The organism is Streptomyces sp. NPDC054849 (genome assembly GCF_053610945.1).
Genome location: NZ_JBSGZI010000038.1, coordinates 1 through 25073, shown reverse-complemented (window position 1 = coordinate 25073; position 25073 = coordinate 1). Strand labels below are relative to the sequence as shown.

Annotated in this window: 23 protein-coding genes; 14 read left to right on the top strand and 9 right to left on the bottom strand. The window is 70.2% G+C overall.

Annotated elements, in window-relative coordinates; translation table 11 throughout:
- The first annotated feature begins 154 nt into the window (after positions 1-154).
- Together ACWGIF_RS18605 and ACWGIF_RS18600 are read left to right on the top strand one after the other, a co-directional pair.
- A complete protein-coding gene (locus tag ACWGIF_RS18605; RefSeq protein WP_453498467.1) occupies positions 155-667 on the top strand; it encodes an RNA polymerase sigma factor in 513 nt (170 codons plus the stop codon).
- A complete protein-coding gene (locus ACWGIF_RS18600) occupies positions 664-1158 on the top strand; it encodes a hypothetical protein (protein WP_453498465.1) in 495 nt (164 codons plus the stop codon). Before ACWGIF_RS18605 ends, ACWGIF_RS18600 begins: the two co-directional genes overlap by 4 nt.
- 28 nt (positions 1159-1186) lie before the next feature.
- On the opposite strand, the gene ACWGIF_RS18595 is transcribed toward ACWGIF_RS18600, so the two are convergent.
- Positions 1187-1927 carry a PP2C family protein-serine/threonine phosphatase gene (locus tag ACWGIF_RS18595; protein ID WP_453498462.1) on the bottom strand — a complete coding sequence of 247 codons (741 nt, stop codon included), beginning with the start codon at positions 1925-1927 and terminating at the stop codon, positions 1187-1189.
- A 243-nt stretch (positions 1928-2170) separates the two neighbouring features.
- On the opposite strand from ACWGIF_RS18595, the gene ACWGIF_RS18590 reads away from it, so the two are divergent.
- Both ACWGIF_RS18590 and ACWGIF_RS18585 read left to right on the top strand, forming a co-directional pair.
- Complete coding sequence (locus ACWGIF_RS18590) at positions 2171-2416, top strand: hypothetical protein (RefSeq protein ID WP_453498460.1); 246 nt, start codon at positions 2171-2173, stop codon at positions 2414-2416.
- A gap of 40 nt (positions 2417-2456) precedes the next feature.
- On the top strand, positions 2457-3827 hold the full coding sequence (locus ACWGIF_RS18585) for an FAD-binding oxidoreductase (RefSeq protein ID WP_453498457.1): 1371 nt from the start codon (positions 2457-2459) through the stop codon (positions 3825-3827).
- An 80-nt stretch (positions 3828-3907) separates the two neighbouring features.
- Here the strand turns inward: ACWGIF_RS18585 and ACWGIF_RS18580 are convergent, their stop codons facing one another.
- The gene (locus ACWGIF_RS18580; RefSeq protein ID WP_453498454.1) at positions 3908-5242 is read right to left on the bottom strand and encodes a chloride channel protein; all 1335 of its coding nucleotides are present in this window, start codon (positions 5240-5242) and stop codon (positions 3908-3910) included.
- Between the two features lie 116 nt (positions 5243-5358).
- Complete coding sequence (locus ACWGIF_RS18575; protein WP_453498451.1) at positions 5359-5913, bottom strand: potassium channel family protein; 555 nt, start codon at positions 5911-5913, stop codon at positions 5359-5361.
- Positions 5914-6066: 153 nt separating this feature from the next.
- Here ACWGIF_RS18575 and ACWGIF_RS18570 point away from each other — a divergent pair, with 153 nt between their 5' ends.
- The gene (locus ACWGIF_RS18570; protein ID WP_453498448.1) at positions 6067-6462 is read left to right on the top strand and encodes an SHOCT domain-containing protein; all 396 of its coding nucleotides are present in this window, start codon (positions 6067-6069) and stop codon (positions 6460-6462) included.
- A gap of 112 nt (positions 6463-6574) precedes the next feature.
- Here the strand turns inward: ACWGIF_RS18570 and ACWGIF_RS18565 are convergent, their stop codons facing one another.
- Positions 6575-7816 (bottom strand): DUF2254 family protein, encoded by a 1242-nt coding sequence (locus ACWGIF_RS18565; RefSeq protein WP_453498445.1) that lies wholly within the window; start codon positions 7814-7816, stop codon positions 6575-6577.
- Positions 7817-8237: 421 nt separating this feature from the next.
- On the bottom strand, positions 8238-8744 hold the full coding sequence (locus ACWGIF_RS18560) for a C40 family peptidase (RefSeq protein ID WP_453498442.1): 507 nt from the start codon (positions 8742-8744) through the stop codon (positions 8238-8240).
- Between the two features lie 782 nt (positions 8745-9526).
- Between ACWGIF_RS18560 and ACWGIF_RS18555 the strand changes: the two genes are divergently transcribed.
- The 4 genes from ACWGIF_RS18555 (at position 9527) to ACWGIF_RS18540 (ending at position 13354) form a co-directional block, all read left to right on the top strand.
- Positions 9527-10201: a DUF998 domain-containing protein gene (locus ACWGIF_RS18555; RefSeq protein WP_453498439.1), complete on the top strand. Its 675-nt coding sequence runs from the start codon at positions 9527-9529 to the stop codon at positions 10199-10201.
- A gap of 108 nt (positions 10202-10309) precedes the next feature.
- Positions 10310-10522, top strand: coding sequence for a DUF4287 domain-containing protein (locus tag ACWGIF_RS18550; protein WP_453498436.1), 213 nt, complete (start codon positions 10310-10312; stop codon positions 10520-10522).
- Between the two features lie 415 nt (positions 10523-10937).
- On the top strand, positions 10938-11777 hold the full coding sequence (locus tag ACWGIF_RS18545; RefSeq protein WP_453498433.1) for a hypothetical protein: 840 nt from the start codon (positions 10938-10940) through the stop codon (positions 11775-11777).
- Positions 11778-12085: 308 nt separating this feature from the next.
- A complete protein-coding gene (locus ACWGIF_RS18540; protein ID WP_453498430.1) occupies positions 12086-13354 on the top strand; it encodes an ATP-binding protein in 1269 nt (422 codons plus the stop codon).
- 16 nt (positions 13355-13370) lie between these two features.
- On the opposite strand, the gene ACWGIF_RS18535 is transcribed toward ACWGIF_RS18540, so the two are convergent.
- The 4 genes from ACWGIF_RS18535 to ACWGIF_RS18520 all read right to left on the bottom strand — a co-directional run bounded on the left by ACWGIF_RS18535 (position 13371) and on the right by ACWGIF_RS18520 (position 18017).
- Positions 13371-13655, bottom strand: a complete 285-nt coding sequence (locus tag ACWGIF_RS18535; protein WP_453498569.1) for a hypothetical protein — start codon at positions 13653-13655, stop codon at positions 13371-13373.
- 407 nt (positions 13656-14062) lie between these two features.
- A complete protein-coding gene (locus ACWGIF_RS18530) occupies positions 14063-14251 on the bottom strand; it encodes a hypothetical protein (protein ID WP_453498427.1) in 189 nt (62 codons plus the stop codon).
- Between the two features lie 5 nt (positions 14252-14256).
- Positions 14257-14832, bottom strand: coding sequence for a DUF5994 family protein (locus ACWGIF_RS18525; RefSeq protein ID WP_453498424.1), 576 nt, complete (start codon positions 14830-14832; stop codon positions 14257-14259).
- A 560-nt stretch (positions 14833-15392) separates the two neighbouring features.
- Positions 15393-18017: an RICIN domain-containing protein gene (locus ACWGIF_RS18520; protein WP_453498421.1), complete on the bottom strand. Its 2625-nt coding sequence runs from the start codon at positions 18015-18017 to the stop codon at positions 15393-15395.
- A 361-nt stretch (positions 18018-18378) separates the two neighbouring features.
- Between ACWGIF_RS18520 and ACWGIF_RS18515 the strand changes: the two genes are divergently transcribed.
- The 5 genes from ACWGIF_RS18515 to ACWGIF_RS18495 all read left to right on the top strand — a co-directional run bounded on the left by ACWGIF_RS18515 (position 18379) and on the right by ACWGIF_RS18495 (position 24979).
- Positions 18379-19929 (top strand): sigma-70 family RNA polymerase sigma factor, encoded by a 1551-nt coding sequence (locus tag ACWGIF_RS18515; protein WP_453498418.1) that lies wholly within the window; start codon positions 18379-18381, stop codon positions 19927-19929.
- A 613-nt stretch (positions 19930-20542) separates the two neighbouring features.
- Positions 20543-22906, top strand: coding sequence for a non-reducing end alpha-L-arabinofuranosidase family hydrolase (locus tag ACWGIF_RS18510; RefSeq protein WP_453498415.1), 2364 nt, complete (start codon positions 20543-20545; stop codon positions 22904-22906).
- A 456-nt stretch (positions 22907-23362) separates the two neighbouring features.
- Entirely contained in the window at positions 23363-24208 is an 846-nt protein-coding gene (locus tag ACWGIF_RS18505) for a hypothetical protein (protein WP_453498412.1), read from the top strand.
- The gene (locus ACWGIF_RS18500; protein WP_453498409.1) at positions 24189-24350 is read left to right on the top strand and encodes a hypothetical protein; all 162 of its coding nucleotides are present in this window, start codon (positions 24189-24191) and stop codon (positions 24348-24350) included. The genes ACWGIF_RS18505 and ACWGIF_RS18500 overlap by 20 nt, the downstream gene beginning before the upstream one ends.
- Positions 24351-24385: 35 nt before the next feature.
- Positions 24386-24979 (top strand): SDR family NAD(P)-dependent oxidoreductase, encoded by a 594-nt coding sequence (locus tag ACWGIF_RS18495; RefSeq protein WP_453498567.1) that lies wholly within the window; start codon positions 24386-24388, stop codon positions 24977-24979.
- The last annotated feature ends 94 nt before the right edge of the window (positions 24980-25073 follow it).

Sequence of the window (25073 nt, the reverse complement as noted above, 5' to 3'; positions counted from 1 at the left end):
GGTCATGGGGAACGTTCCGGCCGGTCCGCACCCTCTTGCCTTCCGAGGGCACGTCAACGTCAAGGAGGAGGACGGCTATGGGAGTTCCATGGGCCGGTTCGATGAGGCGGCTGTGCGGCGCGGTGACGTCCCTCGCCGCCCGACTCGGCGAGCGGTGAGCGCCACCGCGGACGGAGTCGACCTCGGCGCTCTGGTCCGCTCCGCCCAGCGCGGCGACCGTATGGCCATCCAGGAGCTGCTGGACCTGCTGACCCCGTACGTCGGGCGGCTGTGCGGCCCCATCGCCCTGCAGGACGGGCCGGACGCCGCACAGGAGGCGCTGATCGTGATCTTCCGCAGTATCGGCCAACTCCGTGAGCCGGCCGCGCTGTTCGGTTGGGCGCGGGTGATCGCGGTACGGGAGGCGGTCCGGGTCGCCCGTGCGGCGGCCCGCGCCGTCCCGGATCCGCTCGAGGACGTGCCCGCGCGGGACGATCCGCAGCTCGCCGCCGACGTGCGCGACGTACTGGAGCGGCTCTCCCCGGCGCACCGGGCCGTGCTGGTCCTGCGGGACCTCGAAGGGCTGGACGAACACTCCGTCAGCGCACTCCTCGGGGTGCCCGAACCCACTGTGCGGACCCGGCTCTTCCGGGCCCGCCGCACCTTCCGGAAGGCGTGGGCCCGTTGAAGGATTCCTGGCCGGTCGCCGAACTCGACGCCGTCCGCAGGCTGCGCGTGATCGCCCGCAGCACGCCGGGCACCGGCTTTGCGGAGCGCCTGCTCGACGCTCCCTTCGACCGGGTCTGGGCGCTCGCCTCAGACCTGGAGAACCAGCTGCCCCTCATGATCACCGACATCGGCTCCTTCACCGTGACGTCGGCCGCCGGCGAGCGCCTCGAAGCCACGGCCCGCAGCCCCCTGGGCCTGCGGGCGCGCTTCGACGTCGTGCTGCGCCCCGGCTGGTGCCTCATGCAGAGCCGGTTCGTGCTGGGCGGTATGGCCGCCGTGGCCGAGGAGGGCGGCACCAGGCTGGCCTTCTTCGGCGGGCTGCGCCTGCCGGGGGTCGGGACGGCGGGCCGCCTGCTGCACCCGCTGACGGCCCCGATGGGCGCCAGAGCCCTGAAGCGGCTCACGGACCAGCTGGACGGCCCCCAGGACCGGGACGCGTCCCCGCTCTAGGCCCGCCCAGGGCCCGCCCACGGCCCGCCTAGGCGCCGATGCGGACCAGCGCGAGCGTGATGTTGTCGGGGCCGCCGGCGTCGATGGCGGCCTTCCACAGTTCGAAGGCGGCCCTGCCGTCGTCGTGGACCCGCAGCAGGTCCTCGATCTCCTCGTCGGGCACCGGGTCGGTCAGCCCGTCACTGCACACCAGGTAGCGGTCGCCCTCGGCCACCGAGAAAGCCGCTATGTGGGGCGTGATCGCGTTGTAGCCGCGGCTGCCGCCGAGGACCTGCGTGACGGCCGAGGTGGTGCGGTGCCCCGGCGCCGGCGCGGGACTGTCGTCCACGCTCACCTGGCGCAGGCCGCCCTGCGCCGCGTGGAAGACCTTGCTGTCGCCGACGTTGAACGCCAGCAGCGTCTCCGGCAGGACGAGGGCCCCCGCGACCGTGGTCCCCATCGTGACCAGCTCCGGCCGGCCTTCGGTGGCCGAGTACACCGCGCGGTTGCACAGGCTCAGCGCGTCACTCACGGCCTCCTCGCCGTCCAGTGAGGGACCGAGCGAGGAGAGCTGGCGTACCACGAGCTCGCTGGCCACCTCGCCGGCCGGCTGCCCGCCGAGCCCGTCGGCGACCGCGACGACGAGCGGTCTGCCGAAGGGGAACACGAGCGTCTGGGGATTCTGGGTCACGGTCCCGCACAGGGTCCACGGTCCGACGACGAGACTGTCCTCGTTGTGTCCCCGCATCAGCCCGGCATGACTCAGGGCGGTCACAGCTATGTACGGCACTCGACGTCCCGCCTCTCCGCGACGACAAGGCAACGGCAAGGGCGAGGGCAACGACGACAACGGCAGACGCGTCCCTCTCACCACCATTGTCGCCCCGCTCCGGCATGCGGGGGAGGCCGGGCCGGAGCACCCTGGTCCTGGAGCCGCCTGTCCCCCGACCGGTGGCCCGGCCAGGAAGGACTGCCGCAGATGTTCGCGAGGCTGAGCACCTACCAGGGATCACCGGTCCCCGCGGAGGGGGACGTGACAGCGCATTCGGAGGCGATCGTCAGGCAGGTCCAGGACGTTCCCGGCTTCCGGGGCGTCTACTACCTCGTCGACCGGGCCACGGGTGAAGCCAAGTCGCTGACCCTGTGGGACGACGAGCGGACCATGCAGGACAGCGAGGAGCAGGCCGCCCGGATCCGCGAGGAGACCGCACAGCGGGAGGGCCAGCGGGTCATCTCGGTCGAACGCTTCGAGGTGGGCTTCAGCCACCTGCAGCCGTAGCACGGCCCCCGCCGAAAACGACGTACGAGGAGCGATGGCCATGGGCAAGCTCTCGACCGACCAGCTGCGCGAACGGGTACGCGGTGCGGTCGTCACCCCGGACGACGAGGCCTACGACGAGGCCCGCGCCGTCAACAACGCCATGATCGACCGGAGGCCGGCCGCCGTAGTGCGCTGCGCCAACGCGGGCGACGTCATGGCCGCGGTCGACTTCGCCCGCGAGAACGGGCTCGACCTGGCGGTGCGGGGAGGCGGACACAGCGTGCCCGGCTTCGGCACCTGCGACGACGGCGTGGTGGCCGACCTGTCCGGGATGCGCGGTGTCCGCGTCGACCCCGTACGGCGCACGGCCCGCGCGGAGGGCGGCGCGACCTGGGGCGACTTCAACGCCGCGACGCACGCCTTCGGGCTCGCCACGACCGGCGGGATCATCTCCACCACGGGCATCGGCGGGCTCACCCTCGGCGGCGGCATCGGCTACCTGGCCCGCGGACTGGGCCTGAGCTGCGACAACCTGATCTCGGCCGATGTGGTGACGGCAGACGGGCAGCTCCTCGTGGCGAGCGAGGAGGAGAGCGCGGACCTGTTCTGGGCGCTGCGCGGCGGCAGCGGCAACTTCGGCGCGGTGACCTCGTTCGAGTACCGGCTCAGCCCCGTCAAGGACGTCTACGGCGGACCGATGCTCTTCGAGCTGGAGGACGCCGCCACCGTCCTGCGCTCCTTCACCGAGTACATCGCCGACGCGCCGGAGGAACTGGGCGGCTTCCCGGCCTTCCAGATCGCCCCGCCGCTCCCGTTCATCCCGGAGGACCGGCACGGCGACACCTTCGCCCTGATCGTGGCGTGCTGGTCCGGGCCTCTGGACGAGGGGGAACGCGCCCTGCAGGCCTTCCACGACTTCGCCCCGGTGGTCGCCGAGCACGTCGGCCCCATGCCGTACCCGGCGCTCAACAGCGCCTTCGACGCGCTCGTGCCGCCCGGCCTCCAGCACTACTGGAAGGCCAACTTCGTGACCGAGCTCAGCGACGCCTCGATCGCGGCGCACGTGGAGCACGGCGCCCGCCTGCCCGCCGTGAACTCGACCGTCCACATCTACCCCATCAACGGCGCCTGCCACCGGGTCGCGCCCGACGCGACGGCCTTCTCCTACCGGAACGCGTCGTTCGCCACGGTCATCGCCGGGATGTGGCCCGACCCCGCCGACAACGACTCCAACATCGCCTGGGTCCGCGACTACTACGAGGCGACCGCCCCGCACTCGGAGGAGGGCGGCTACATCAACTTCATGGCCGAGGACGACCAGAGCCGCATCAGGGCCAACTACAAGGGGAACTACGACCGCTTGGTCGAGGTCAAGCGCACCTACGACCCGGGCAACCTGTTCCACATGAACCAGAACATCAAGCCCTAGGGTGAGATCTGCGTACGTCGGCAATACGTTGTCGGGTGTACCGGAAGATCCGGTACACCCGATTCGTCTGCCGCAGGTCCTCAATGCGAGTGCACCGCACGCCCCGCGGGGAGCATCTCGGTGACGACGAAGGCGAACACGACCGCCAGGATCACGACCGGCATCATCGCCGTGCTGCCGAGCAGCAGGACCACCAGCACCACGCTGCTCACCGGCAGCCGCAGCGCGCTCGCCGCGGCCGCCCCCATCCCCGCGGCCATCGCCGGCACGATCCCCAGGCCCGGCAGGGGCGCGAGCAGGACGCCCGTCACGGCGCCCAGGCACAGCGCGGGGAAGACCGGGCCGCCCCGCAGACTGCCGAGGCAGAGGGAGTAGGCGACGCCCTTGAACAGCAGGATGGCGATCAGCGCACCGACGCCCCAGGCGTGCGGGTCGGCGGCCAGTTCGGCGAGCGTCGTCTGACCGGACGCGGCGACCTCTGCGGGTGAACGGCCGGTGATCAGCGCGTAGAGGCAGGCGCAGGCCGCGGCGCCCACGGCGCACAGGACGGTGCGTACGAAGGGGCGGCCCCCGACGTATGCGGCGATCGCCCGGGCTCCGTTCAGCACGGGGTGCAGGGCGAGGGCGAGGGCCACGGCGATCAGGACCGACCAGAGAACGTCGCCCGCGTCCAGGCGTGGGACGGGCACGGACAGGTGCAGGGTGAGGTCTCCGGTCGGCAGCCCGGTCCAGCGTCCGAGTCCCGTGAACACCAGGGAGCCGATGCCGGTGGACAGCAGGGCCGGCAGCATCACCGAGAACAGCTGCGGCCCGCCCACGCCCGCGACCTCGACCAGCAGTACCGCCGCGACCAGCGGATTGCCGAAGATCGCGGCGATGGCCGCCGCGGCTCCCGCGGCGCCCACGAGAGCCGTGCCCTGAGGGGTCGCGGGTGCCTGCGTGAGATCCCGGAACAGCAGGGCCAGCGCGGTGCCCAGGGCGATCAGGGGAGCCTCCGGGCCCAGCACCGCACCGAACGGCAGGCTGGCCGCCGCCGCGAGCACGACGCCCGGCAGTGAGGCCGGCGTGGTGTCGCCCATCTGCACGCCGGCCGCGGGGACGTGACCGCCGCGGCCGCGCAGGTGCGTGACGATCAGGCCGACCGCCGTTCCGGCGAAGAGCAGCAGGGGGAGCGGCCACCACCACGGCGGGGTGCTCCAGCCCAGCGACTCGGGAAGGTCCGCCCACAGCGCGTGTTCCATCTCGTGCAGGGCGACGAGGAACCAGAAGGCGGCCAGGGACACCGGGATGCCGATGAGGGCGCAGAACGCGAGCAGCTTGAGGTAGCCGGGGCTGCGGAGCAAGTGCCGCAGGACGTCGGCCTCCTGCGGCTGTGTTCCGGAGGGCGGTTCGGACCGAGGACGCGACTGCGGCATGGCTCACTTCCTTTCCGCTTCCTCGATGGTCCACCTCAGGGGCGCACTTCGCCGCCGGGGCCACAGGGGGGCACTTCGCCGCCGGGGCCCTCAGGGGCGCACTTCCCGCCAGCGCCTCACGGGGGCTCCTCGTCAGGGCCGATGGCGTCCGAACCGCGCCTGCGCATCCCGAGCCTGACCGCACCGAAGAGGGCTTTGGCGATGACGCCCACGACGATGAGGTCGGCGACCATCTGCACGGTGGTCAGGACACGGCCGGTCCCGGTGACGGGGGCGATGTCCCCGAAGCCCACGGTTGCGAACACCGTGACCGTGAAGTAGAGGGCGTCCGTGCGGTCCAGCGGCTCCGTGAACGAGTTCGGCACCGCCTGGGCGAGCAGGAAGTACGTCGAGGAGAACAGCACGAGGAACAGCGGTACGGCGGTCGCCAGCGCCTCCAGGGCGCGCATCCGGGGGAACTCCGCATGCGCGATGGCGGCGACCTGCCAGGCCGCCAGCAGGCCGAAGAAGACCATGCCCAGACCGAGCGTCACGACGGTGAGTACGCCGAACCCGCTGTTCAGGGGGGCCAGATAGAACAGCGCCGTCAGCAGGACGAGCGAGGCCAAGGAGCGCAGGGCATGGCCCCACAGGGCACGTCGGCGTCGCCGCCCGGCTGCGTTGCGTTCCATGGCCTCAGGAGAACGGGCCGGAGCGCATCCCGCGACCGGAGCGGGGCCACGGGTATCCGCCGGCTGCTGCACCAGGTGCGGGGTCCGCTCGGCATGCGGGTCGGCGGTGGCGCCTGTATCAATGAAGTACCACGTGCATGATCGGAGTCGGGCATGGATGACTATCCACTTCTCAACCTCTTCTGGACGATGCTGTGGTTCTTCCTGTGGGTCATGTGGTTCTTCCTCCTCTTCAAGGTCATCACGGACATCTTCCGTGACCACAGCCTTGGCGGGTGGGGGAAGGCCGGATGGCTCATCCTCGTCCTCGTGCTGCCGTACATCGGCGTTCTCATCTACCTGATCGCCCGCGGCCGCAGCATGCACGAACGGGACGCGAAGCAGGTCAAGGAGAATGAGGAGGCCTTCCGCGCCTACGTGCAGAACGCGGCCGGGGCAGGCGGAGGAGGCAGTTCGGCGGACCAGCTGCACAAACTCTCCGCGCTGAAGGACAAAGGCGACATCACCCAGGAGGAATTCGACCGGGCCAAGGCCAAACTCCTGGTCTGAACGATCGCCCACCGGTTCGGAACGGTCCCGCCCGACCCCGGGCGGGACCTTCTCGGTGTCCGTCGCCTGTCTCCTCGCCCGTTTCCGTCGCGCGTGTCCGTCTCCTCCCCGTCTAGCCGCCCTCGCGGGACGGCCAGACGAGCGGATAGGCCTCGCTTCCGGTGTGCTCGACCCACCGGATCCGCTCCCGTACGACGGCGCGACGGCCTTCGGGGCTCTCTTCCAGCAGCCGGCCGAGCAGGTCGCGCATGGTGCGCAGTGCCATGGGGGAGCCGGCGGCGGCGAAGACGAGGTCGTCCACAGCCATCCGGACGTACTGCTCCCAGTCGGGCACGGGGACCGTCACCCGTACCCGGCCCTCCTCGTCCTCGAAGCGGCCGATGTCCAGCTCCCGTCCGGCGAGGCGGATGAGCAGGTCTTCGAGGCGGCCCATGCTCTCCACGGCGGTCGCGGGGTCGTTGACGGCCGACGAGAGGGCCCGCAGGGTGATGTCGGCGAGCAGCCTGACCGGCAGTTCGGGATCCTGGGCGAAGGTCCGCTCGACGCCGCTGACGACGGCGCGGAGCAGTACCCGCTCGGGGAGTACCCCGCCGCCCGTCACCCGGGCCAGGGGCGTGCCCCGGGACACGGTCCGGCCGGGGGTGACGTGGAACGCGATCGAGCAGTCCCGTTCCCTCGCCGCTCTGACCAGCCGGGCCACGTCGATCTGCTGGAGCACCGCCGCCGGTCCGGGCCAGCGGACGACGACGGGGGCGTCGGTGTTGGTGCCGGCGCCGGTGCCGACGCCCGATCCGCCGTCGTCCGCCGCGCGCGGGGAGCCGGTGGTGGTACGGCCCGGATCGTACGGATGCTCGTACAAGGCGTCGTACAGCCGGTGCGCGCGGGCGGTGATCGCGGTCAGCGAGTGGGCGAGCTGGATCGAGGCGAACGCCTTCAACTGCAGTGCCCACATGAGGGCGAGGGCGACCATCGTGAGCGCCATGCCCGCGGACGGCACGACGACCGAGACCTTCGAACGGGTGCCGACGGCCAGCCCCGAGGTGATGCAGAAGACGAAGACACCGACGGCGAAGGCGAACGCGCGCCAGACGATCGGCTCGTCCCGGAAGAGACTGAGGCGCGGGGTGAAGGTGGTCGCGGAGAACTGCACGACCAGGAACAGCATCGAATAGATGATGCTCACCAGGCTGATGACGCCGAAGCCGATGGTGAACAGCATGGTCGCCACCCGTCCCGCGTCGACCTGCGTGCCCGCCGAGAGCCGGGGGAGCAGCAGGCCCAGCGTCAGCCCGGCGACCGCGCAGACGAGTTGGGAGAGCTCGCGGCGCATCGCGCGCGTGGGCTGGTGGAACATTCAGCCTCCCCCGGAGGGCTCCGACCGATCGCCGGCCCCGCCCCCACGGGCCCCGGCACCGCTCCCACCGGCCCCGGCCCCGGCCCCGGCCCCGTACACGCCGCGCCTGCCGCGCACGCCGCGCGGCCGGCGGTCGGCACGCGACAAGCCTGTCCCTGGTGCGGTGTGCACGTCGGAAGGCGGCTCGGACGGCAGACTCATGGCACTCCCGGGACGACTGAGGCGAACGGGCCGCTCCCCGCCATTGGACCGTTGCCCCAGCCGGACGCGCCTGTTCAGCTGGGCCCTCCAGGTGACCGGTACCGCCGTCGGAGGGCGAGGGGGATGAGGAGGGCCCGGGTCGCGGATCCGGGCCCTCCGGGACGAAGCCGCCGACTGCCTCAAGTGATGCGCCGAAACGGTTCAGCACTTGCGGCCGGGATCAGGTGGCTCGCCCGTAGCGGACGCTCCCGGTCCAGATCCGTTCCAGCCGTACCCGCGTGCCGGGGCGCGGGGCGTGCCAGATTCTGTTGTTTCCGGCGTAGATGCCGACGTGGCCCATGGTCACACCCTTGGGGAAGAAGACCAGATCACCGGGTTCGCGATCGCTCCGCGAGATGTGCTGGGTGTGCTCGTACTGCTGCTCGGCGGTTCGTGGGAGCCGCCGGCCGGCTTTTCGGAACGCGTAGAGCGTCAGGCCGGAGCAGTCGAACCGTTTGGGGCCGGTGGCGCCGTAGGCGTAGGGGGCGCCCTTCTTGGAAGCGGCCACGGCCACGGCCTTGATGCCGTAGGGCGCCGCGGCGGCGCTTTCCGCTTGGGCGGTGGGCCCGGTCGCCGTCCCGGCGGCCAGGAAGATCAAGAGGAAGAAGAGCACGCGGGCTCTGGGGGCGCGGCCAAGGGGTCGGCTGTGCCGAGCGGCCCTGCAAGAGTCCGTCCTGAAATAGGGCATGGCGATACCTCCGCATCCGGATACAAGGAACACCCAGTCGAAGCTGGGCGGATCATGCTTTCGGTGACATGCGTTTCGGCTCTCGATAGCCGCCCAGTGTTCTCCGATGGATTTCGCTATTCACGATCGGACACGGCAGGAATTGTCCCGATTCTGCAACGAATCCGAGACGATATGGAGAAATGAACGTCTGCCCATGTGTCAGAAATTCTGGGGGAGATGACCCTCCGCGGGCGGCTGTGCAGGGGGTCGAACCGCCGTGAGCGGCCGCATTGGATCATGGCTGAAACTCGCCTGTCCATGGTGCTCCGGGACAGTGGTCGTGCCTGCTCCGGCGACCTGTCCTGCGAGCGCTCGGTCCCAAGACTCGGCCGGTTCCTGCCCCGCCTCCCTCGGGAGCATCCCGCCGGGCGAAGGGTCCGGAGTGCCGCGTCCTCCCTCCGGCCCGTTCACGCAGATGGAGTCTCCGCTTCCCCGCGTATGCGGGCCCCGATCCGACGACGGCCCAGGTCGAGCGGACCGCCGAGGAGCAGCCGGCGTACGCGATCCCCGCGTTCCAGCTCGCCGCCGAGAAGCGCTCCTCCGAATAGCGCAGCGGCGTAGCCGGGTCCGGGCCGCGTACGTCTGTGGGTACGGGGCCGGGCCTGACGACCTGACGTGAAGGGCGGCGCAAGCCGGTCGAGGACGCCGAGGGTTTGTGACCCGGATCACTCTCACCGGACCGATGACTTCGCCTTCCCCCGCCGGTCAAACGGGCACGACCTCAACGAGGAAGGCACGTCATGGCACACACGCTCAGCTCCCCCGCCCACGTCGTCCGCTCCACCGCCGCGGCCCGCCCGGCGACACGGGCCCTGCTGGCCGGCGGCCTCGTCGCGGGCCCGGTGTTCCTGGGTGCGGGCGCCGCCCAGGGGTTCGCGCGCGAAGGCTTCGACTTCACCCGCAATGCGATCAGCCAGCTCGCACTCGGCGGCCTCGGGTGGATCCAGGTGGCGAACTTCCTGCTCACCGGCGCCCTGGTCATCGCAGGAGCGTTCGGTATGGGCCGGGCGCTGCACGGGGTCCCCGGTGGGGCCTGGGCCGCGCGCCTGGTCGGCGTGTTCGGGGTCTCGTTCCTGGCCGCCGCCGCGTTCCCCGCGGACGCCGGGGCCGGATTCCCCGCCGGCACCCCCGACGCCACGTCGCTCAGCACGCACGGCGCCGTCCACATGCTCGGCGGCATGCTGGGCTACCTCGCTCTGTGCGCCGCCTTCCTCGTACTGGCACGCTCCCTCGGGTCCCTGGGCCACCGCGGCTGGGCCGTGGCCTCCCGCGTCGCTCCCGTAGGCGTCCTCGCCGGGTTCGCGGGCTCTTCCGCGTCCGTCCTCGCCTTCACCGTGGGCGCCGGGCTCGGCCTGGCAGGCCTGACCGCGCTGACGGCCAGGCTGGTCACCGCGATGCCACGGACGAACCGCTAGCCGGCCCGGCCATCCGGCAACGCCCGGCATCCACGCCACCCACCCGAGCCCCGCCACCCACTCCATTCGCACCAGCGAGCTCATCGCACCCAGGAAGCAGGAACACGCATGACCGGCACCGAGAAGGGCCCCGCGAGCTACTTCCCCTCGATCGAGAAGAAGTACGGCCGCACGATCGCGGAGTGGAAGGACCTCATCCGCACCTCACCCCTGACCAAGCACATGGAACTGGTCTCCTGGCTCAAGTCCGAGCACAGCCTGGGACACGGCCACGCCAATGCCCTGGTCGCCCACACGCTCGCCGAGAACAGCGGCCGGTGAGCGCGTCCTTGACCGCCCTGCCCGGCTGCTGGCGACTCAGGCCCCAGACCGGGCATGGAATCGCCGGGACCACGGTCAATCCTGTGAGCGAGGACGTGTGGGAACGCTGAACGCGACATGAGGGCGGTGTAGCGCCTTCGCCCGGTGTGCTGCCCGGGCTGACGGCTTCTACCGGTCCCACCTGGGCGTCACCCCCTGCACCACGGTGCCCCCGCCGAGGCGGATCACAGCTTCATGGGGCAGCCGATGCATCCTGAGCCGGAAGCTCTCACCTGCATGGCCCCCACCCGCAGGCCGTCAAGGTTCCCCCTACGCAAGATGGCCTGTAGGGCTCCGGACGACGTAACCGGCAGTCCGGTAGGTGCACCCGCGCCGGCACCGGTGAAGCGTCGGCAGCGAAAACAGGAGGCACGCCATGCTCTTCTTCTACAGCAAGGACACGGGGGCCGCCGGATCGGGAAAGCTCGATGCGGGCGGTGACTTCGTCAACCTGAAGGACTTTCCGGCGGGGCAGTTCGGGGAGTGGACCCACGTCGTGCCAGGCGGTGGCCAGCTCTTCTTCTACAACAAGGACACGCGGGCCGCCGGATCGGGAAGGCTCGATGCCGGGGGTGACTTCGTCAGCCTGAAGGACTTCCCGGCCGGACAGTTCGGCGACTGGTCCCACGTCGTGCCCGACGGCGTCCAGGTCTTCTTCTACAGCAAGGGCACGCGGGCCGCCGGGTCGGGAAGGCTCGATGCCGGGGGTGACTTCGTCCACTTGAAGGACTTCCCGGCCGGACAGTTCGGCGACTGGTCCCACGTCCTCTCCGCGGGCGGCGACTTGTCCGCCCGCCTCTTCTTCTACAGCAAGGGCACGCGGGCCGCCGGATCGGGCGAGCTCGACGACGGCGGTGATTTCGTCCACCTGAGGGACTTCCCGGCCGGACAGTTCGGCGACTGGTCCCACATCGCCTTCGACGAAGGCGCCTCCAAGCTCTTCTTCTACAGCAAGGGCACGCGGGCCGCCGGGTCGGGGAGGCTCGACGCCGCAGGTGATTTCGTGCACCTGAAGGATTTTCCGGCGGGGCAGTTCGGCGACTGGACCCACATCGTGCCCGCACGCCGCAGGCTCTTCTTCTACAACAAGAACACGCGGGCGGCTGCAGCGGGCGAGCTCGACGACGGCGGTGATTTCGTCCACCTGAAGGACTTTCCGGCGGGGCAGTTCGGGGACTGGACCCACATCGGTGCGACCCAGGAGGGGATTCTCTGACGGGCGTGCGGTCAGCCGTCCTTGCGGTCATCGGCTCCTAGCTCGCCGCCCCTGCGGCTGGACGTCACCGCGCCGGGCGGGGCGACGATTCATCGGGCGTTGTCCTGCCCAGGGACATTCGGCGCACCGCTTGACCGCATTGGTCATGCCCTGCACCACGAGTTGCCGCTCCCGCGCAAGTTATCCCGTACCGGTGTCGGCCGCCGGCCACCGTCCTCAAGAGCACGGCTGGGCACACGGCCCCTGCCGCGCGCGTCCCGCGCACATCGGCTGATGATGGGAGTACGGCCGAACACGCGGAGCTGATCATGACGGGTTGGCGTGTCAGGGACTACACCCAGGACGATCTCGAAGCGGTGATCCGAGTCGATGCGGAGAGCCGCAGCGCCGGGGAGGCACCTCTCTTCCCGCTCTCGGACGCCGTGGCGGCCCTCCAGGCGCTCCACCCGGCGGTGGTGGCCGCCACCGAGGAGGTGGTGATCGGCGCCGCGGTGAGCAGGGTGGAGGGCGACCAGGCGTGGATCCTGCGCATCAGCATGGCGCCTGCCTGGCGGCACCGGGGGCTGGGCAGCGATTTGATCACGGCTCTCGAGCTCCGGCTGTTCGCCGGTGGCGTTCGAACGGTGCACGCGGTCGTGCCCGACGGCGAGGCCGGCGTCACCGCCCTGCACAACTGCGGCTTCGGCGCCCGTCCGGGCCTGGTCTTCTTCGAGAAGCGCGGGCGAGTGACTCCTCAGGCGGTCAGCATGCTCTCGTCGCTCGGAGCGGAGCTGCCGCCGGGGGGACTGTGGCAGAAGGTCGTGGGCATGCAGAGGGAGAAGCAGCTCATCGAGCGGCGCCTGGTCCTGCCGCTGGCCTATCCCGAACTGGCCACCCAGCACGGAGTGGAGCTGCCGCGGGCGGTGATGCTGTTCGGTCCGCCCGGAACCGGCAAGAGCACGTTCGCGCACGCGATAGCCAGTCGCCTGGGATGGCCCTTCCTCGAGCTGTTCCCCGCCCGTCTGGCCGCCGAGTACGGGCTGGCGAGCGGGCTGAACCGGCGCTTCGACGAGATCGCCCGGCTCGACCACGTCTTGGTCTTCATCGACGAGGTCGAGGAGATCGCGGGGACCCGGAGCGGCGCGGACGCGACCGCGGTCGGCGTCGTCAACGAACTGCTCAAGGCGATCGTCCGCTTCCGGGGTCAGGACGGGCGGCTGCTCGTCTGCGCCACGAACGACGTGACCACGCTCGACTCCGCGTTCCTGAGGCACGGCCGTTTCGACTACGTGCTGCCGATCGGCCCGCCCGACAACCGCGCGAGGACCGCACTGTGGGAGAGCTACCTGGCCCGAGCGGGCGCGGAGGCCGACAGCGTGGTGCTGGCGGCCGCCAGCGAGGGATTCACCCCTGCCGACATTGCCCACGTGGCGCGTACCGTCTCCCAAGACCAGTTCGAGCGCACCTTCGACACCGGAACCCGGGCCCGCCCCACCACTGAGGACTACCTGGGCACCATCGGCGACACCAGGCCCACGGTCAGCGTGGCCATGGCCCAGGAATTCGCCCACCAGACAGAGAAGTTCGCCCGCATCTAGGGGCCTGTCTTCGTGATCAGGCTTGACCCGCGGCCTTCCCTTCCTCATCTGCCTCCATGCGCCGGATTCCCTGGTGGGTGAGGGTGACCATTGCGGGGGTGTTGCCGGGTTCCCAGTCGACGGTGATCAGGCCTTCGCCTGCCAGGTAGGTGCAGGCGGCGGCCAGGTCCTGTTCCGGCACGTGGAGGTCGCGCCGCAGCTGTGCTCCGGTGATGCCGAGGAGGCGGTTGCCTTCGACGGCTTCGTACAGCACCCGGAGCACTTGATCGCGGTAGGTCTTGCGTTCGCGCAGTGTGGCCATGACCGCGTCCTTTCGTGTGTGAGGCTCCGGGGCCGGTCGGGCTTCTCGGATTTCGTCGGAGTGGGCGCCGGTGCCGACGGGGGTCCTGCCGGCGGCCGGCCAGGAGCAGGCCGGGCCGGTGGGTGTTGCCGTGTCCACGGTGAGGTGGAGGCGGGTGTTGCCGTCGAGGGCGGGGTAGCTGCGCTGTTCCGCGCCTGCGAAACAGCGGCGAAGAGTCTCCGCGACCGCTTGGGCGGCTTCGGGAGTGTGCGCGATGATCCGGACCTCGGCGTGCCCGAGCGAGGGCATTGCCTGGGTCTCGATGTACTTCACGTGGGCGTGGTTCCCTTCGGGGCGGGCGAGAGGCCGGCGGGTCGGGACGCCGTGGCGCCCCGACCGCTGCCCCCGGTCGGAGGAAGGTCTGCTCCTCACCAGTCGGCACCCGTGTGGTGGGCTCGACGACCGGTGTCGTCCGGCAGGCCGGGAGGCCTCGGCAGGGGGTCACTGAAGTGGTGGGACTCGATCCGCGCGTCGTGCTGGGCGTTCAGCAGGTGGATCCAGCGCATTCCGATGCCGATCATGAGGATGATCACCGCGATGAGGATGATGGTCTCCACGGAGCTCACCTCCAGGTGTTTTCGGGCAGCGGCACGGTGGATAGGCCTATCGGGTTCCCGAAGGGGGACATGCAGGCCCCGCCTTCGCTCTCCCAGGTGGCTTCCCGGTGCACGGCGTCGCGGATGCCGCGCCCGATGACGGTCTCGTTGGCCATCAGGACGCCTGCGGTGAGGACGCTGCCCGGGATCGCGGCGGCGGCCATCAGCCGGGCGGCGGCTGCGGGGCCGGTCTCGGGCGGGATCACCAGGAGGTCCCAGCGGCCGACGGTGTAGGAGAGCAGGATCAGCTTGTCGGGGTCCTGTTCGGTGAACCAGCCCACATGCAGCATGCGCCCGTCCACGGCAACCGTGTGCGGTACGACCGGCCAGCGGGTGGGATTCACGGTGACGCGGGTGATGCGCCCCCAGGGCTCGTCCAAGGCGGCGGCCAGGGCCGGAAGCTCGGCTTCGAGGTCGCGGGAGTGGGGCCACCAGGCCCCGTCCAGCCGGCCGGCGAGCGTGGTCTCGGGGGTGAGGGACAAGCGTGCCGGGAGCTCTGCGGCGAGGTCGCGGGGCACGGTCCGGTCGAGGGTCGTGGTCATGATGTGGACCTGCCCCCGGACTGCCCGTCGGCAGCCCGGTTCTTAGGCGATCGCCGGAAGTGACACCCGCGTGAAAGCCGGTGTGCGAAGTACTCCCGGTGCTTTCACTGTACGCCTGGTCGGCGCCCTATGACCGCCCTGACCAGGTATTTCCGGCGGGCGATGAAGCGCGCGGCGGGAGTACCGTGAAATGACGGCAGGCCCGCGCACGTCGCCCGACCGGCACCGGCACCGGCACCGGTGCCGACCTGCGACGTAGTGCGGCCGCCCTCCAGACGGGGGAACCCACATGGCCGACTCCGCACCACGGCGACCGCCACCGCCCACAGGGTGTTCGTGTTCGTTCCTTCGACCGTGGCTGCTGCCGAAGCGGCTCGGAGAAGGTGACGCGCAGGGGCGCGGTGCAGATCACGCGAATTCGCCTCGCGAGCAGAGGCGGCTCAGCGTCCGGTGGCCGTGCGTCGACAGCCCAAGGAGTTCGTGCAGACGAAGCGACGTTCCTCGGCCATGGCGGTGCCGCAGGCCGTTGTAGGTCTGCGGCACCGCTCGAGAGCGTCGGGTCAGGACGGGTCGCCGTACTGGAGGCCGCGTCCGTTGGTGCCGACGTAGACGCGGCCGTAGGTGTCGGGGTCGCCGGCGATGACGCCGACGCCGGCGATGCTGCCCCACTGGTGGGCGTCGTCGTTGACTCGGAGCCAGGTGACACCCTTGTCGGTGGAGCGGAAGACTCCGGAGACGTCCTTGACGGTACCGATCAGGTACAGGGCCTGATGGTCGGCGCCCGGCGCGGCCTTGCCGAAGCCCAGGGCGGAGGCGGACTTCACCGTGCTGAGCGTGGCGAAGGTGCGGCCGCCGTCGGTGGAGTGCAGCAGCCCCCCAGTACCGCCGGCGATCCACAGGTCCCCGGCGATGCCGGGAACGGATGCGAGCCGGCCGGCGGGCAGGTTGGTGGCGCGGGCGGTGAAGGTCGCGCCGCCGTCGGTGCTGGCGTAGAGCGCGCCGCCGGCCAGTGAGTAGAAGGTCTTGGCCGAGGAGCGGTCGGCGACGACCACGGCGCCGGTGCCCAGGCCGCTGACCTTCGACCAGCTCGCCCCCTTGTCGGTCGAGCGGTACGGGGCCTGGCCGGCCTGGGTCCAGACGATGGCGGAGCCGTCCGCCGCGAGCGCGATGTGGCCGCTGTCGGCGCCGCCCACCGGCTCTGACATGAAGCCGTTCCAACTGCTGCCGCCGTCGGTGGAGTAGGCGCCGTCCTGCGCGCCGCCACGGCCGACGCGGACCATCACCGAGGGATTGGACTGGGCGAAATCGATGTCGGTGCTGGTGATCATCATCGGCTTGTCCAGTCGCCCGGAGGGCACCCTGGTCAGGGAATCGTGGCGGAAACCGCCCAGGTCGCCCATGGCGGTGACGACGGTGGCGCCGCCAGGCGGGGCGATCACGTCCATCAGCGCGGTCTCCTCCAGCCCACGGGACCCCACAGTCCAGTGGCTGGTGCCGCCGCTGTCGGCGGCCATGGCGTCCTTGCTGCGCCAGATGCCGCTGCCTGTGCCGTACAGCACGTGCCCGGAGTCGAAGGGATCGATGGCCAGGGCGGTCATCCAGTGCCCCACGCCGGTACCGACGTACGGAGCGGCAGAGGCGTCCCGTACCGAGTTCGCGGCCTGCGCCTTCCAGGTCGTACCGCCGTCGGTGCTCCGGTAGAGCTCGTCCTCGGGCCACCAGCGGTCGAGGGTGGTGACCATCACCGTGGACGGCTTCTGCGGGTCGACGGCCAGACCGGAGAACCCGTGGCTGCCGCTGGACGGGGAGACGTTCTTCCACGCCCCGCCCGTCGGCGTGTGCTTCCACACCGAACCCGCCGTCGCGCCGTTGGGTCCGACGGAGTCGGCGTACGTCAGGTACAGCGAGCCGTCACCGGAGAGCACGCCGTGCTGCGGCATCTGGCCGGTGGGCTGCCCGGAGACGGCCTGCCAGGTGCTGCCGCCGTCGGTGGAGCGGTACAGGGAGGTGGACTTGTCGGCGACGCCGACGTAGACCGTCCTGCTGCCGGCCGGGCCGTACGTCACGAAGGAGATGCCGGCGCCGCTGCTCGCCCCGTCCTTGACGGGGAACGACGAGACCTGACTCCATGTCACGCCGTGGTCGGTGCTGCGCCACAGGCCGTTCTTGCGGGTGCCCAGCAGCAGGGTGCCGCTCTCTGCGGGGTTGATCGCCAGCCGTTCGCCCGCCCCGCGGCCGTCCTCGTTGGCGCCCAGCTTGAAGGGCAGGTCGGTGCGCTGGAAGGTGCGGCCCCGGTCCGTGGAGCGCAGGATCGCGCCGTTGCCCGCCCAGTTGTTGGTATAGGTGCCCGTCGCGAGGTAGAGCCGCGCGGGGTCGACGGGGTCGGTGGCCAGCGAATCGATGCCCAGAAGGTTCCAGTCCTTCTCGCCGAGCCAGTCGGTCAGCGGGATCCACTGCTCGGCCGCGGCGTCCCAGCGGTACGCGCCGCCCATGTCGGTGCGCGCGTACAGCAGACCCTTCTCCCGCGGGTTGAACACCAGCCCGGTGACGTAACCGCCGCCCACCACCTGGGCGTTGTTCCACACGTACGGCCGGGCCGCGGGCGTCTGGGTCACGGCCGTCTTCACCAGTTTCCACTGCTGGTTGGTGCTGCCCTTGCCGGGATACTGGATGACTCCCGCGCCGTCGGCCGTGGAGCCCCCGGAGACGTCCAGGACCTGGCCGCTCCCGCGGGAGGTGAAGGTGAAGGCGTCGGAACCGCTCACATCGTCGATCCGCCACTCCTGGGAGGTGGAGGAGCTGTCGGTCTGCTGCTCGGCGGCGGCCGTCCGGGCAGTCGAATGGCCCGCCACACCCAGCACTTTGCCGCTGTTGCGGTTCACCAGTTCGTAGTAGCCGTCCCCGGTGGGTCTCAGCTTCCACTGCTGGTTGGCCGTGTTCTGGTCGGTCCACTGCTGGATGCGGGTGCCGTCGGCGGTCGAGAAGGCGTTGACGTCGATCACCTTGCCGCTGCGTACGGAAACCAGCCGGTAGTAGGCATTGCCGTCGACCGTCGCGGCCTGCGAGTCCTCCTGCACGAACAGGAGGTACGGCACGAGGACGGCGGGCACGCCGAGCAGAAGACCGGTCGCGGTCCAGCGGCGGCGGTGACGCCCGCGGCGCCCGCCGTTCATGGGGTTCTTCATGGGGGGTGTTCTCCTTGCATGCCACCAGAGGAAAGGCGGATCCAGCGACCGCAACGGCCGCTTCCGACGCCTTGTGGTCACAGGCCCCGCAAAAGGTTGCCTTGAGCCGGAAACCTTTTTCAATCGTCGGTCTCTGATGAATGGGCCGTCCACGAGTTGGCCGCCGGCTACCCGGACGCACCCAGATGATGTGTGAAAGTCCGCCATGAAACGCCACTGACAAAGCCCACAATGCGCGGTACCGGCCCCCAAGTCGGCGCGGCCGGTCCAGTGACCCAAGCACCGACTGTGGCCGCATACCCTTGCCGACATCAAGGTGTGGCGTCGTACTCGGTGGATCGCTCTCCTGAGGGAGGTGGGAATGGGGCTCATGAATGCGGACCACGCGAGGCTGGTCGTCGCGGCGCAGGCCGGTGACGATAGGGCGCGCGAGGAGCTGATCGCCGCATACCTGCCGTTGCTCTACAACATCGTCGGGCGAGCGCTGAGCGGACATGCCGACGTCGACGACGTCGTCCAGGAAACCCTGCTGCGCGTGGTGCGCGACCTGCCCGACCTGCGTGCCCCGGAGAGCTTCCGGTCCTGGCTGGTGTCGATCACGCTCCGCCAGATCAATACGTACTGGCACCGGCAACGCGCCCTCGCGGGCCGGACCACCGTCATCGACGAGGCACTCGAGATACCGGACGCCGGCGCCGAACCCGAGGACGTGACGCTCCTGCGTCTGCATGTGTCGGACGAGCGCCGTCAGGTTGTCGAAGCCGGCCGGTGGCTCGACCCGGACCATCGGGTGCTGCTGTCGCTGTGGTGGCAGGAATGCGCCGGCTCGCTGAGCCGTGACGATCTCGCCGCCGCGATGGGGCTCTCTGTCGCCCACGTCGGAGTACGCCTGCAACGCATGCGCGAGCAGCTGGAACTGAGCCGGACGATCGTCGCCGCACTGGAGGCCGAGCCCCGCTGTCCGCAGTTGGACGAGACCGTCGTCGGCTGGGACGGTCTGCGGGCATCGGTGTGGCGCAAGCGCATCGCGCGGCACACCCGCGGCTGCCCGGTCTGCACGGCGACGACGACGACACGGGTTCCGGCCGAACTGCTCCTCCTCACCCTCACACCGCTGGCCGTCCCCGCCGGACTCATCGCCGCGCTGGCCGCCAAGGGCCTGCTGTCGGGTACGGCCGCGAGCGCCGCCGGGCTGGCCACGGCACACGCCGCCGCCGGCACGGCGACGGGGGGCGGCGGTCTGCACAGCTCGCTGATCGGCACACTCCACGCGGTGACCGCTCATCCGCTGGTGGGCCTCGCCACAGGCGCGGTGCTCATCGCCGGGACCGCCGCCTACGTGACCTGGCCCGAACCCGCGCATCGGGTGCCCGGCGTCATCGCCGCTCCCACGGCCGGCGACCCCACGCCGATCCCGTCGCGCACCACCCCGTCGACAGGACCGTCCCCGGTGAGTCCGTCCGCCGTCGCAGCCACTGTTCCGCTGGGTGCACAGTCGCTGGAGTCCGTGGACGACCCCGCCCTGTACCTCACGTATGCCGACGACTTCGCGACGCTCGGCCGAGTCTCCGCGTCCAGCAGCCCGCAGACACGGCAGCGGGCCACCTTCACGGTCATCCAGGGCCTGGCCGACACACGGTGCATCACCTTCCGCGCCGCCGACGGCCGCTATCTGCGCCATCGTGACCTGCGGCTACGGCTGAGCGCCAGCGACGGCAGCGCCCTGTTCCGTGAAGACGCCACCTTCTGTCCGCGCCCCGGGGCGGTCGCCGGGTCGGTAACCCTGCACGCGCACAACTATCCCGGATCGGTCCTCCTCAACCGCGACGGCGGCATCTGGCTCGATGGCTCCGACGGCACTCGGGCCTTCGCGGGCCAGGCGTCCTTCATCGTGCGCAGAGCCTGGGCTTGAGAACCGCTCCTTGAGGGTGTGGGACCGAGTCGCGCAGTGACAGCTGGTGATCCTGCACCACGACCCTGATCCCGCACCACGCCGTTGCCAACCGGCAGTGGACCGAGTGCTGCGCGGAATCCGGCTTCATCCGCATTCCTCGACGGCTGCCTCACCGTGACCGGCCTGAAGGCCGATCACCGCAACCGCCACCGATACCACTCCGAAAACGTTCACTGGTGATCAGCGCGGCGCGCCCTTTCCACAGGGACGACCAGACCGCGGGGTTCGGCATAACGCTTTTTTCCTGCGAGATGCATCACCGAGCATTCGTCGGGGCGGCGCGACTTTTTCGTTACGAGACCGTCCGTCCGGAGGCCTCCATTTCGTGGGGTGCTCTTCCCGCCGCTCGCCACGACGTGCCGGCGCGGGAGGTTCCCCGACTTCACCCGTTGACGTATCCCCTGAAGAAAGCCCCTCCAATGACGCGACACAGCCACGAACCCCGGGCGACCGGTACGCAGGAACGGCTGCACGTCCTGCACCGCACACTCCGCGCGGCGGATCAGGCCGTACCGGCCGAGGCGCGCAAGATCACGGCACCCAGGGTGACCCGCGACCTCCGAGGAGAATCATGAAAGGCCTGCACCGGCTCGGCCGGCGTCGCCGGACACTGACGATAGGACTGTCGGCCGCGGCGCTGGTGGCCGGTGTCGTGACGCTCCTCCCCAGCTCCGCCGGAGCCGCGAACCTGGGTACGCAGGCGGCCCCCTCGGGCAGGTACTTCGGCACCGCAGTGGCCGCCGGCAGGCTCGGCGACTCGCGGTACGCCGCGATCTCGGACCGGGAGTTCAACATGATCACCCCGGAGAACGAGATGAAGTGGGACGCCATCGAACCGTCCCGCGGAAAATTCAACTTCGGCCCCGCCGACCAGATTGCCGACCGTGCGTCGGCACGCGGCCAGCGCTTGCGCGGCCACACCGCGGTCTGGCACTCGCAGCTCCCGTCCTGGGTCGGCTCCATCGGCGACGCGAAGACGCTGCGCAGCGTGATGAACCACCACATCACCACCTTGATGTCCCACTACAAGGGCAGGATCTACGCCTGGGACGTGGTCAACGAGGCGTTCGCCGACGGCTCCCAGCAGCACCGCAGCTCGGTGTTCCAGGACGTGCTGGGCGACGGCTTCATCGAGGAAGCGTTCCGCACCGCCCGGGCGGCCGACTCCTCGGCCAAGCTCTGCTACAACGACTACAACATCGAGAACTGGTCGGACGCCAAGACCCAGGGCGTCTACAGCATGGTCAAGGACTTCAAGTCCCGTGGCGTGCCGATCGACTGTGTCGGCTTCCAGAGCCACTTCGGCGCCGGCGGCCCGCCGTCCAGCTTCCAGACCACCTTGTCCCACTTCGCCGCCCTGGGCGTCGACGTCCAGATCACCGAGCTGGACATCGCCCAGGCGTCGCCCATCCACTACGCCAACACGGTCAAGGCCTGCCTGGCCGTGGCGCGGTGCACCGGCATCACGGTATGGGGTGTCCGTGACAGCGACTCCTGGCGCAGCGGCGACCGCCCCCTGCTGTTCGACGACAACGGCAACCCCAAGCCCGCCTACAGCGCAGTCGTTAACGCCCTCAAGGCCGCCCCCGGGACCAGCACCGGCGGGACCGGTACCGGCGAGATCAAGGGCGTCGCCTCGGGTCGTTGTATCGACATCAACGGCTCCACCACCGTCAACGGCACCCAGGCGCAGCTGTGGGACTGCAACGGACAGACCAACCAGCGCTGGACCTACACCTCCGGCAAGCAGCTGATGATCTACGGCAAGAAGTGCCTGGAAGCCATGGCCCAGGGCACCCGCAACGGCACCGCGGTGGTCATCGGGGACTGCAACGGCGGCGCCGGCCAGCAGTGGAACATCAACACCGACGGCACGATCGCCGGCGTCCGGTCCGGGCTGTGCCTCGACGCCGTCGGCGCTGCCACCGCCAACCGCACCAAGATCCAGCTGCACTCCTGCTGGTCCGGCGGCAACCAGAAGTGGACCGGTCTGCCCGGGACGTCGACCCCGCCAACGCTGCCGGGCGGCACATGCGCTCTTCCGTCGACGTACCGATGGACGTCGACGGGTGCCTTGGCGCAGCCGGCGAACGGGTGGGCCGCGGTGAAGGACTTCACCAGCGTGGTGCACAACGGAAAGCACCTGGTCTACGCGTCGAGCGCGTCGGGATCGTCGTACGGCTCGATGATGTTCAGTCCCTTCACGAACTGGTCGGACATGGCGTCGGCCGGCCAGACCGCGATGGGCCAGCCCACGGTGGCGCCCACGCTGTTCTACTTCGCGCCCAAGAAGATCTGGGTGATGGCGTACCAGTGGGGGGCGTGGCCCTTCATCTACCGCACGTCGAGCGACCCCACGAACCCCCACGGCTGGTCCTCGCCGCAGCCGCTGTTCACCGGTGGCATCCCCCATTCCCCCACCGGCCCGATCGACCAGACCCTGATCGCCGACGGCCAGAACATGTACCTGTTCTTCGCCGGGGACAACGGCAAGATCTATCGGGCGAGCATGCCGATCGGGAACTTCCCGGGCAACTTCGGCTCGTCGTACACGACGGTCATGAGCGACTCGGAGAGCAACCTGTTCGAGGCGCCGCAGGTCTACAAGGTCCAGGGCCAGAACCAGTACCTCATGATCGTCGAGGCGAAGGGTGCGAAGGGGCGCTACTTCCGCTCGTTCACGGCCTCCAGCCTGAGCGGTTCGTGGACCCCGCAGGCCGCCGACGAGAGCAACCCCTTCGCGGGCGCGGCCAACAGCGGCGCCACCTGGACCAACGACATCAGCCATGGTGACCTGGTCCGAAGCAACCCCGACCAGACCATGACCATCGACCCCTGCAACCTGCAGTTCCTCTACCAGGGCAAGTCCCCCACCGCGGGCGGCCCCTACGACCAACTGCCGTACCGGCCGGGTCTCCTCACCCTGAAGCGCTGACCCGCCCGATCCGCGGTGATCGCGATGCGGGGCGGCCTGCAGCGCGGAGACGAGCGGTTCACGGCAGGGCCGACTCCACCTGCTGACCGTCACTCACCGCCTCGAGGGACCCCAGCCGTGCGTCGGCTGGGGTTCCTCTCGCTGGTGGACTTTCACCGTGGGTACGGACCGAAGCACGACGACGCCACCCCGGACACGGGGCCTCGGCGATCCGGCGTAAGGGATAGAGAGGTCTAGGCAACGACGAAGCCCCAGGTCTCTGACCTGGGGCTTTGTTGTGGAGCGGATGACGGGAATCGAACCCGCGCTATAAGCTTGGGAATCTACTGCGCGAAACGCATCCACATAGCAGATGACCTGCGAAGAGGGCCTTAAAGGTGTGGGTGGTGAGAGGGTCGTACTGTAATCAGCCTGGCCGACCGGGACCCCTCTGCCCTGCCCCGCCTGGGCCGGCTCGTGGACGGTGTCTGCCACGACCTGCGGACCGCTGCGACCGATACCGGGAAGGTGGTCCCGCTCGCCGAATGCGTGCCCGACCTCTACCTCGACCGGATCCGTCCCGGCGGACGACTCGACCGCTGGTACCTGCAACGGGACCTGCCGATCGCCCTCCCCCACGCCACCGCGACCCTCACCCTCCGGGAACTGGCCGACCACACCGTCACCGCCAACGGACGACCGCTCACGCTGAACGTCTCCGCCATCATCGGCAGCGCCCGCCATGCCCTCGCACCCGACCGGCGCCGGCTCGCAGGACTGACCCAAGGCGACCCCACCGAGCCCAACATCGCCGACCCGCTGTGCTGGCTCGACTTCGAATTCGCCGGCCGCAACACCGCCGCCGGCGAGGCCGCCAACCTGCTCTGGTACCTCATGGCCATGGGCGGCTGGCTCGTCCCCCGCTACCAGAGCGACGTATACGCCCGCACCCTCCGCCTGGCCCTACCCGCCCAGAACACTCCGAGCATCGACCATCTGCAACTGCACTCCACGACCCGGCACATCGACATCCGGTACTCCTGGAACACCGGCCCCGGCCGCCACGCAGCCCTCGCAGGAGCACTGCACGGGCTCTGCGAGCAGGGCTGGATCGGCATGGCCGACCTGCACGCCTTCCTCGCCCTGCGGATCCTCGGCGTGATCCCGCCGACGCGGCTCAGCGGCCACGACCTGCTGCTCGTCCTCATCAAGCTTGCCGAGAGCCAAGACCCGGCCACCGGCCTCGACAGCTTCTTCACCACCACACCGGCCCCTCATTCCGACCCCCGCGAACGGAGCCGCAATGTCCCTGCCCTTGCTTGAGACGCCCCTCCAGGCCCGGCCACTGCAGGGCCGGACCACCCTCGTCACCGGCGGCGCAACCGGCATCGGCGCCGAGATCGGACGGGCCCTCGCGGCCGCCGGCGCCACCGTCGCCGTCAACCACCTCGGCCGGACTCCGTAGCCCATGCCCTCCTCGCCGCCTTCGCGCGCGATGGAATCCCCGGCATCGCCGTGAACGCCGATCTGACCGACCCCACCGCCGTCCAGACCATGGCCGACCTCGTCCGTGCCGAGATCGGCCCCGTCGACATCCTCGTGAACAACGCCGGCTCCTACCCCCGCGTCCCCTGGCAGGACACCGACGAGGCCGCCTGGAACTACTCCCTCGACGTGAACCTCACCGCCCACTACCGAACCTGCCACGCCTTGACCCCCGGCATGATCGAACGCCGCTGGGGTCGCATCGTGAATATCGGCAGCGTCAACGCCCGCGCCGGCCGCACCAACCTCGTCGCCTACAGCACCGCCAAGGCGGGCCTCCTGGGCCTGACCCGTTCCTTGGCCCGAGAGCTGGGCCCGTACGGGATCTGCGTGAACACGGTCCTGCCCGGCGCCATCCAGGTCGAAGCCGAGACCGTCATCCCCGCACACCACCGCGCCCGCCCGGAAGACCAGATCAACCGCCAGTGCGTCCCGCGACGCGGACGCCCCGAAGACGTCGCGGCCCTGGTCGCGTTCCTCGTGTGCCCCTCCGCCTCGTTCATCACTGGGCAATCCGTCCACGTCGACGGCGGTTGGCTGCTGCACTAAGGGGTCCTAACAAAGGCGTTGGACGTGGCGGTGGGTGATGAGGCAGGTGGCGAGGCCGAGGAAGGCCTCGTGGATGTCGTCGCGTCGTTCCCAC

Coding starts and splice junctions, on each gene's coding strand:
- ACWGIF_RS18565 (WP_453498445.1), bottom strand. CDS start 7,816: ATGTTCCACCAGCCCACGCGCGCGATGCGCCGCGAGCTCTCCCAACTC.
- ACWGIF_RS18575 (WP_453498451.1), bottom strand. CDS start 5,913: ATGGAACGCAACGCAGCCGGGCGGCGACGCCGACGTGCCCTGTGGGGC.
- ACWGIF_RS18570 (WP_453498448.1), top strand. CDS start 6,067: ATGGATGACTATCCACTTCTCAACCTCTTCTGGACGATGCTGTGGTTC.
- ACWGIF_RS18555 (WP_453498439.1), top strand. CDS start 9,527: ATGGCACACACGCTCAGCTCCCCCGCCCACGTCGTCCGCTCCACCGCC.
- ACWGIF_RS18560 (WP_453498442.1), bottom strand. CDS start 8,744: ATGCCCTATTTCAGGACGGACTCTTGCAGGGCCGCTCGGCACAGCCGA.
- ACWGIF_RS18545 (WP_453498433.1), top strand. CDS start 10,938: ATGCTCTTCTTCTACAGCAAGGACACGGGGGCCGCCGGATCGGGAAAG.
- ACWGIF_RS18510 (WP_453498415.1), top strand. CDS start 20,543: ATGAAAGGCCTGCACCGGCTCGGCCGGCGTCGCCGGACACTGACGATA.
- ACWGIF_RS18540 (WP_453498430.1), top strand. CDS start 12,086: ATGACGGGTTGGCGTGTCAGGGACTACACCCAGGACGATCTCGAAGCG.
- ACWGIF_RS18525 (WP_453498424.1), bottom strand. CDS start 14,832: ATGACCACGACCCTCGACCGGACCGTGCCCCGCGACCTCGCCGCAGAG.
- ACWGIF_RS18585 (WP_453498457.1), top strand. CDS start 2,457: ATGGGCAAGCTCTCGACCGACCAGCTGCGCGAACGGGTACGCGGTGCG.
- ACWGIF_RS18550 (WP_453498436.1), top strand. CDS start 10,310: ATGACCGGCACCGAGAAGGGCCCCGCGAGCTACTTCCCCTCGATCGAG.
- ACWGIF_RS18520 (WP_453498421.1), bottom strand. CDS start 18,017: ATGAAGAACCCCATGAACGGCGGGCGCCGCGGGCGTCACCGCCGCCGC.
- ACWGIF_RS18535 (WP_453498569.1), bottom strand. CDS start 13,655: ATGGCCACACTGCGCGAACGCAAGACCTACCGCGATCAAGTGCTCCGG.
- ACWGIF_RS18580 (WP_453498454.1), bottom strand. CDS start 5,242: ATGCCGCAGTCGCGTCCTCGGTCCGAACCGCCCTCCGGAACACAGCCG.
- ACWGIF_RS18515 (WP_453498418.1), top strand. CDS start 18,379: ATGGGGCTCATGAATGCGGACCACGCGAGGCTGGTCGTCGCGGCGCAG.
- ACWGIF_RS18500 (WP_453498409.1), top strand. CDS start 24,189: ATGTCCCTGCCCTTGCTTGAGACGCCCCTCCAGGCCCGGCCACTGCAG.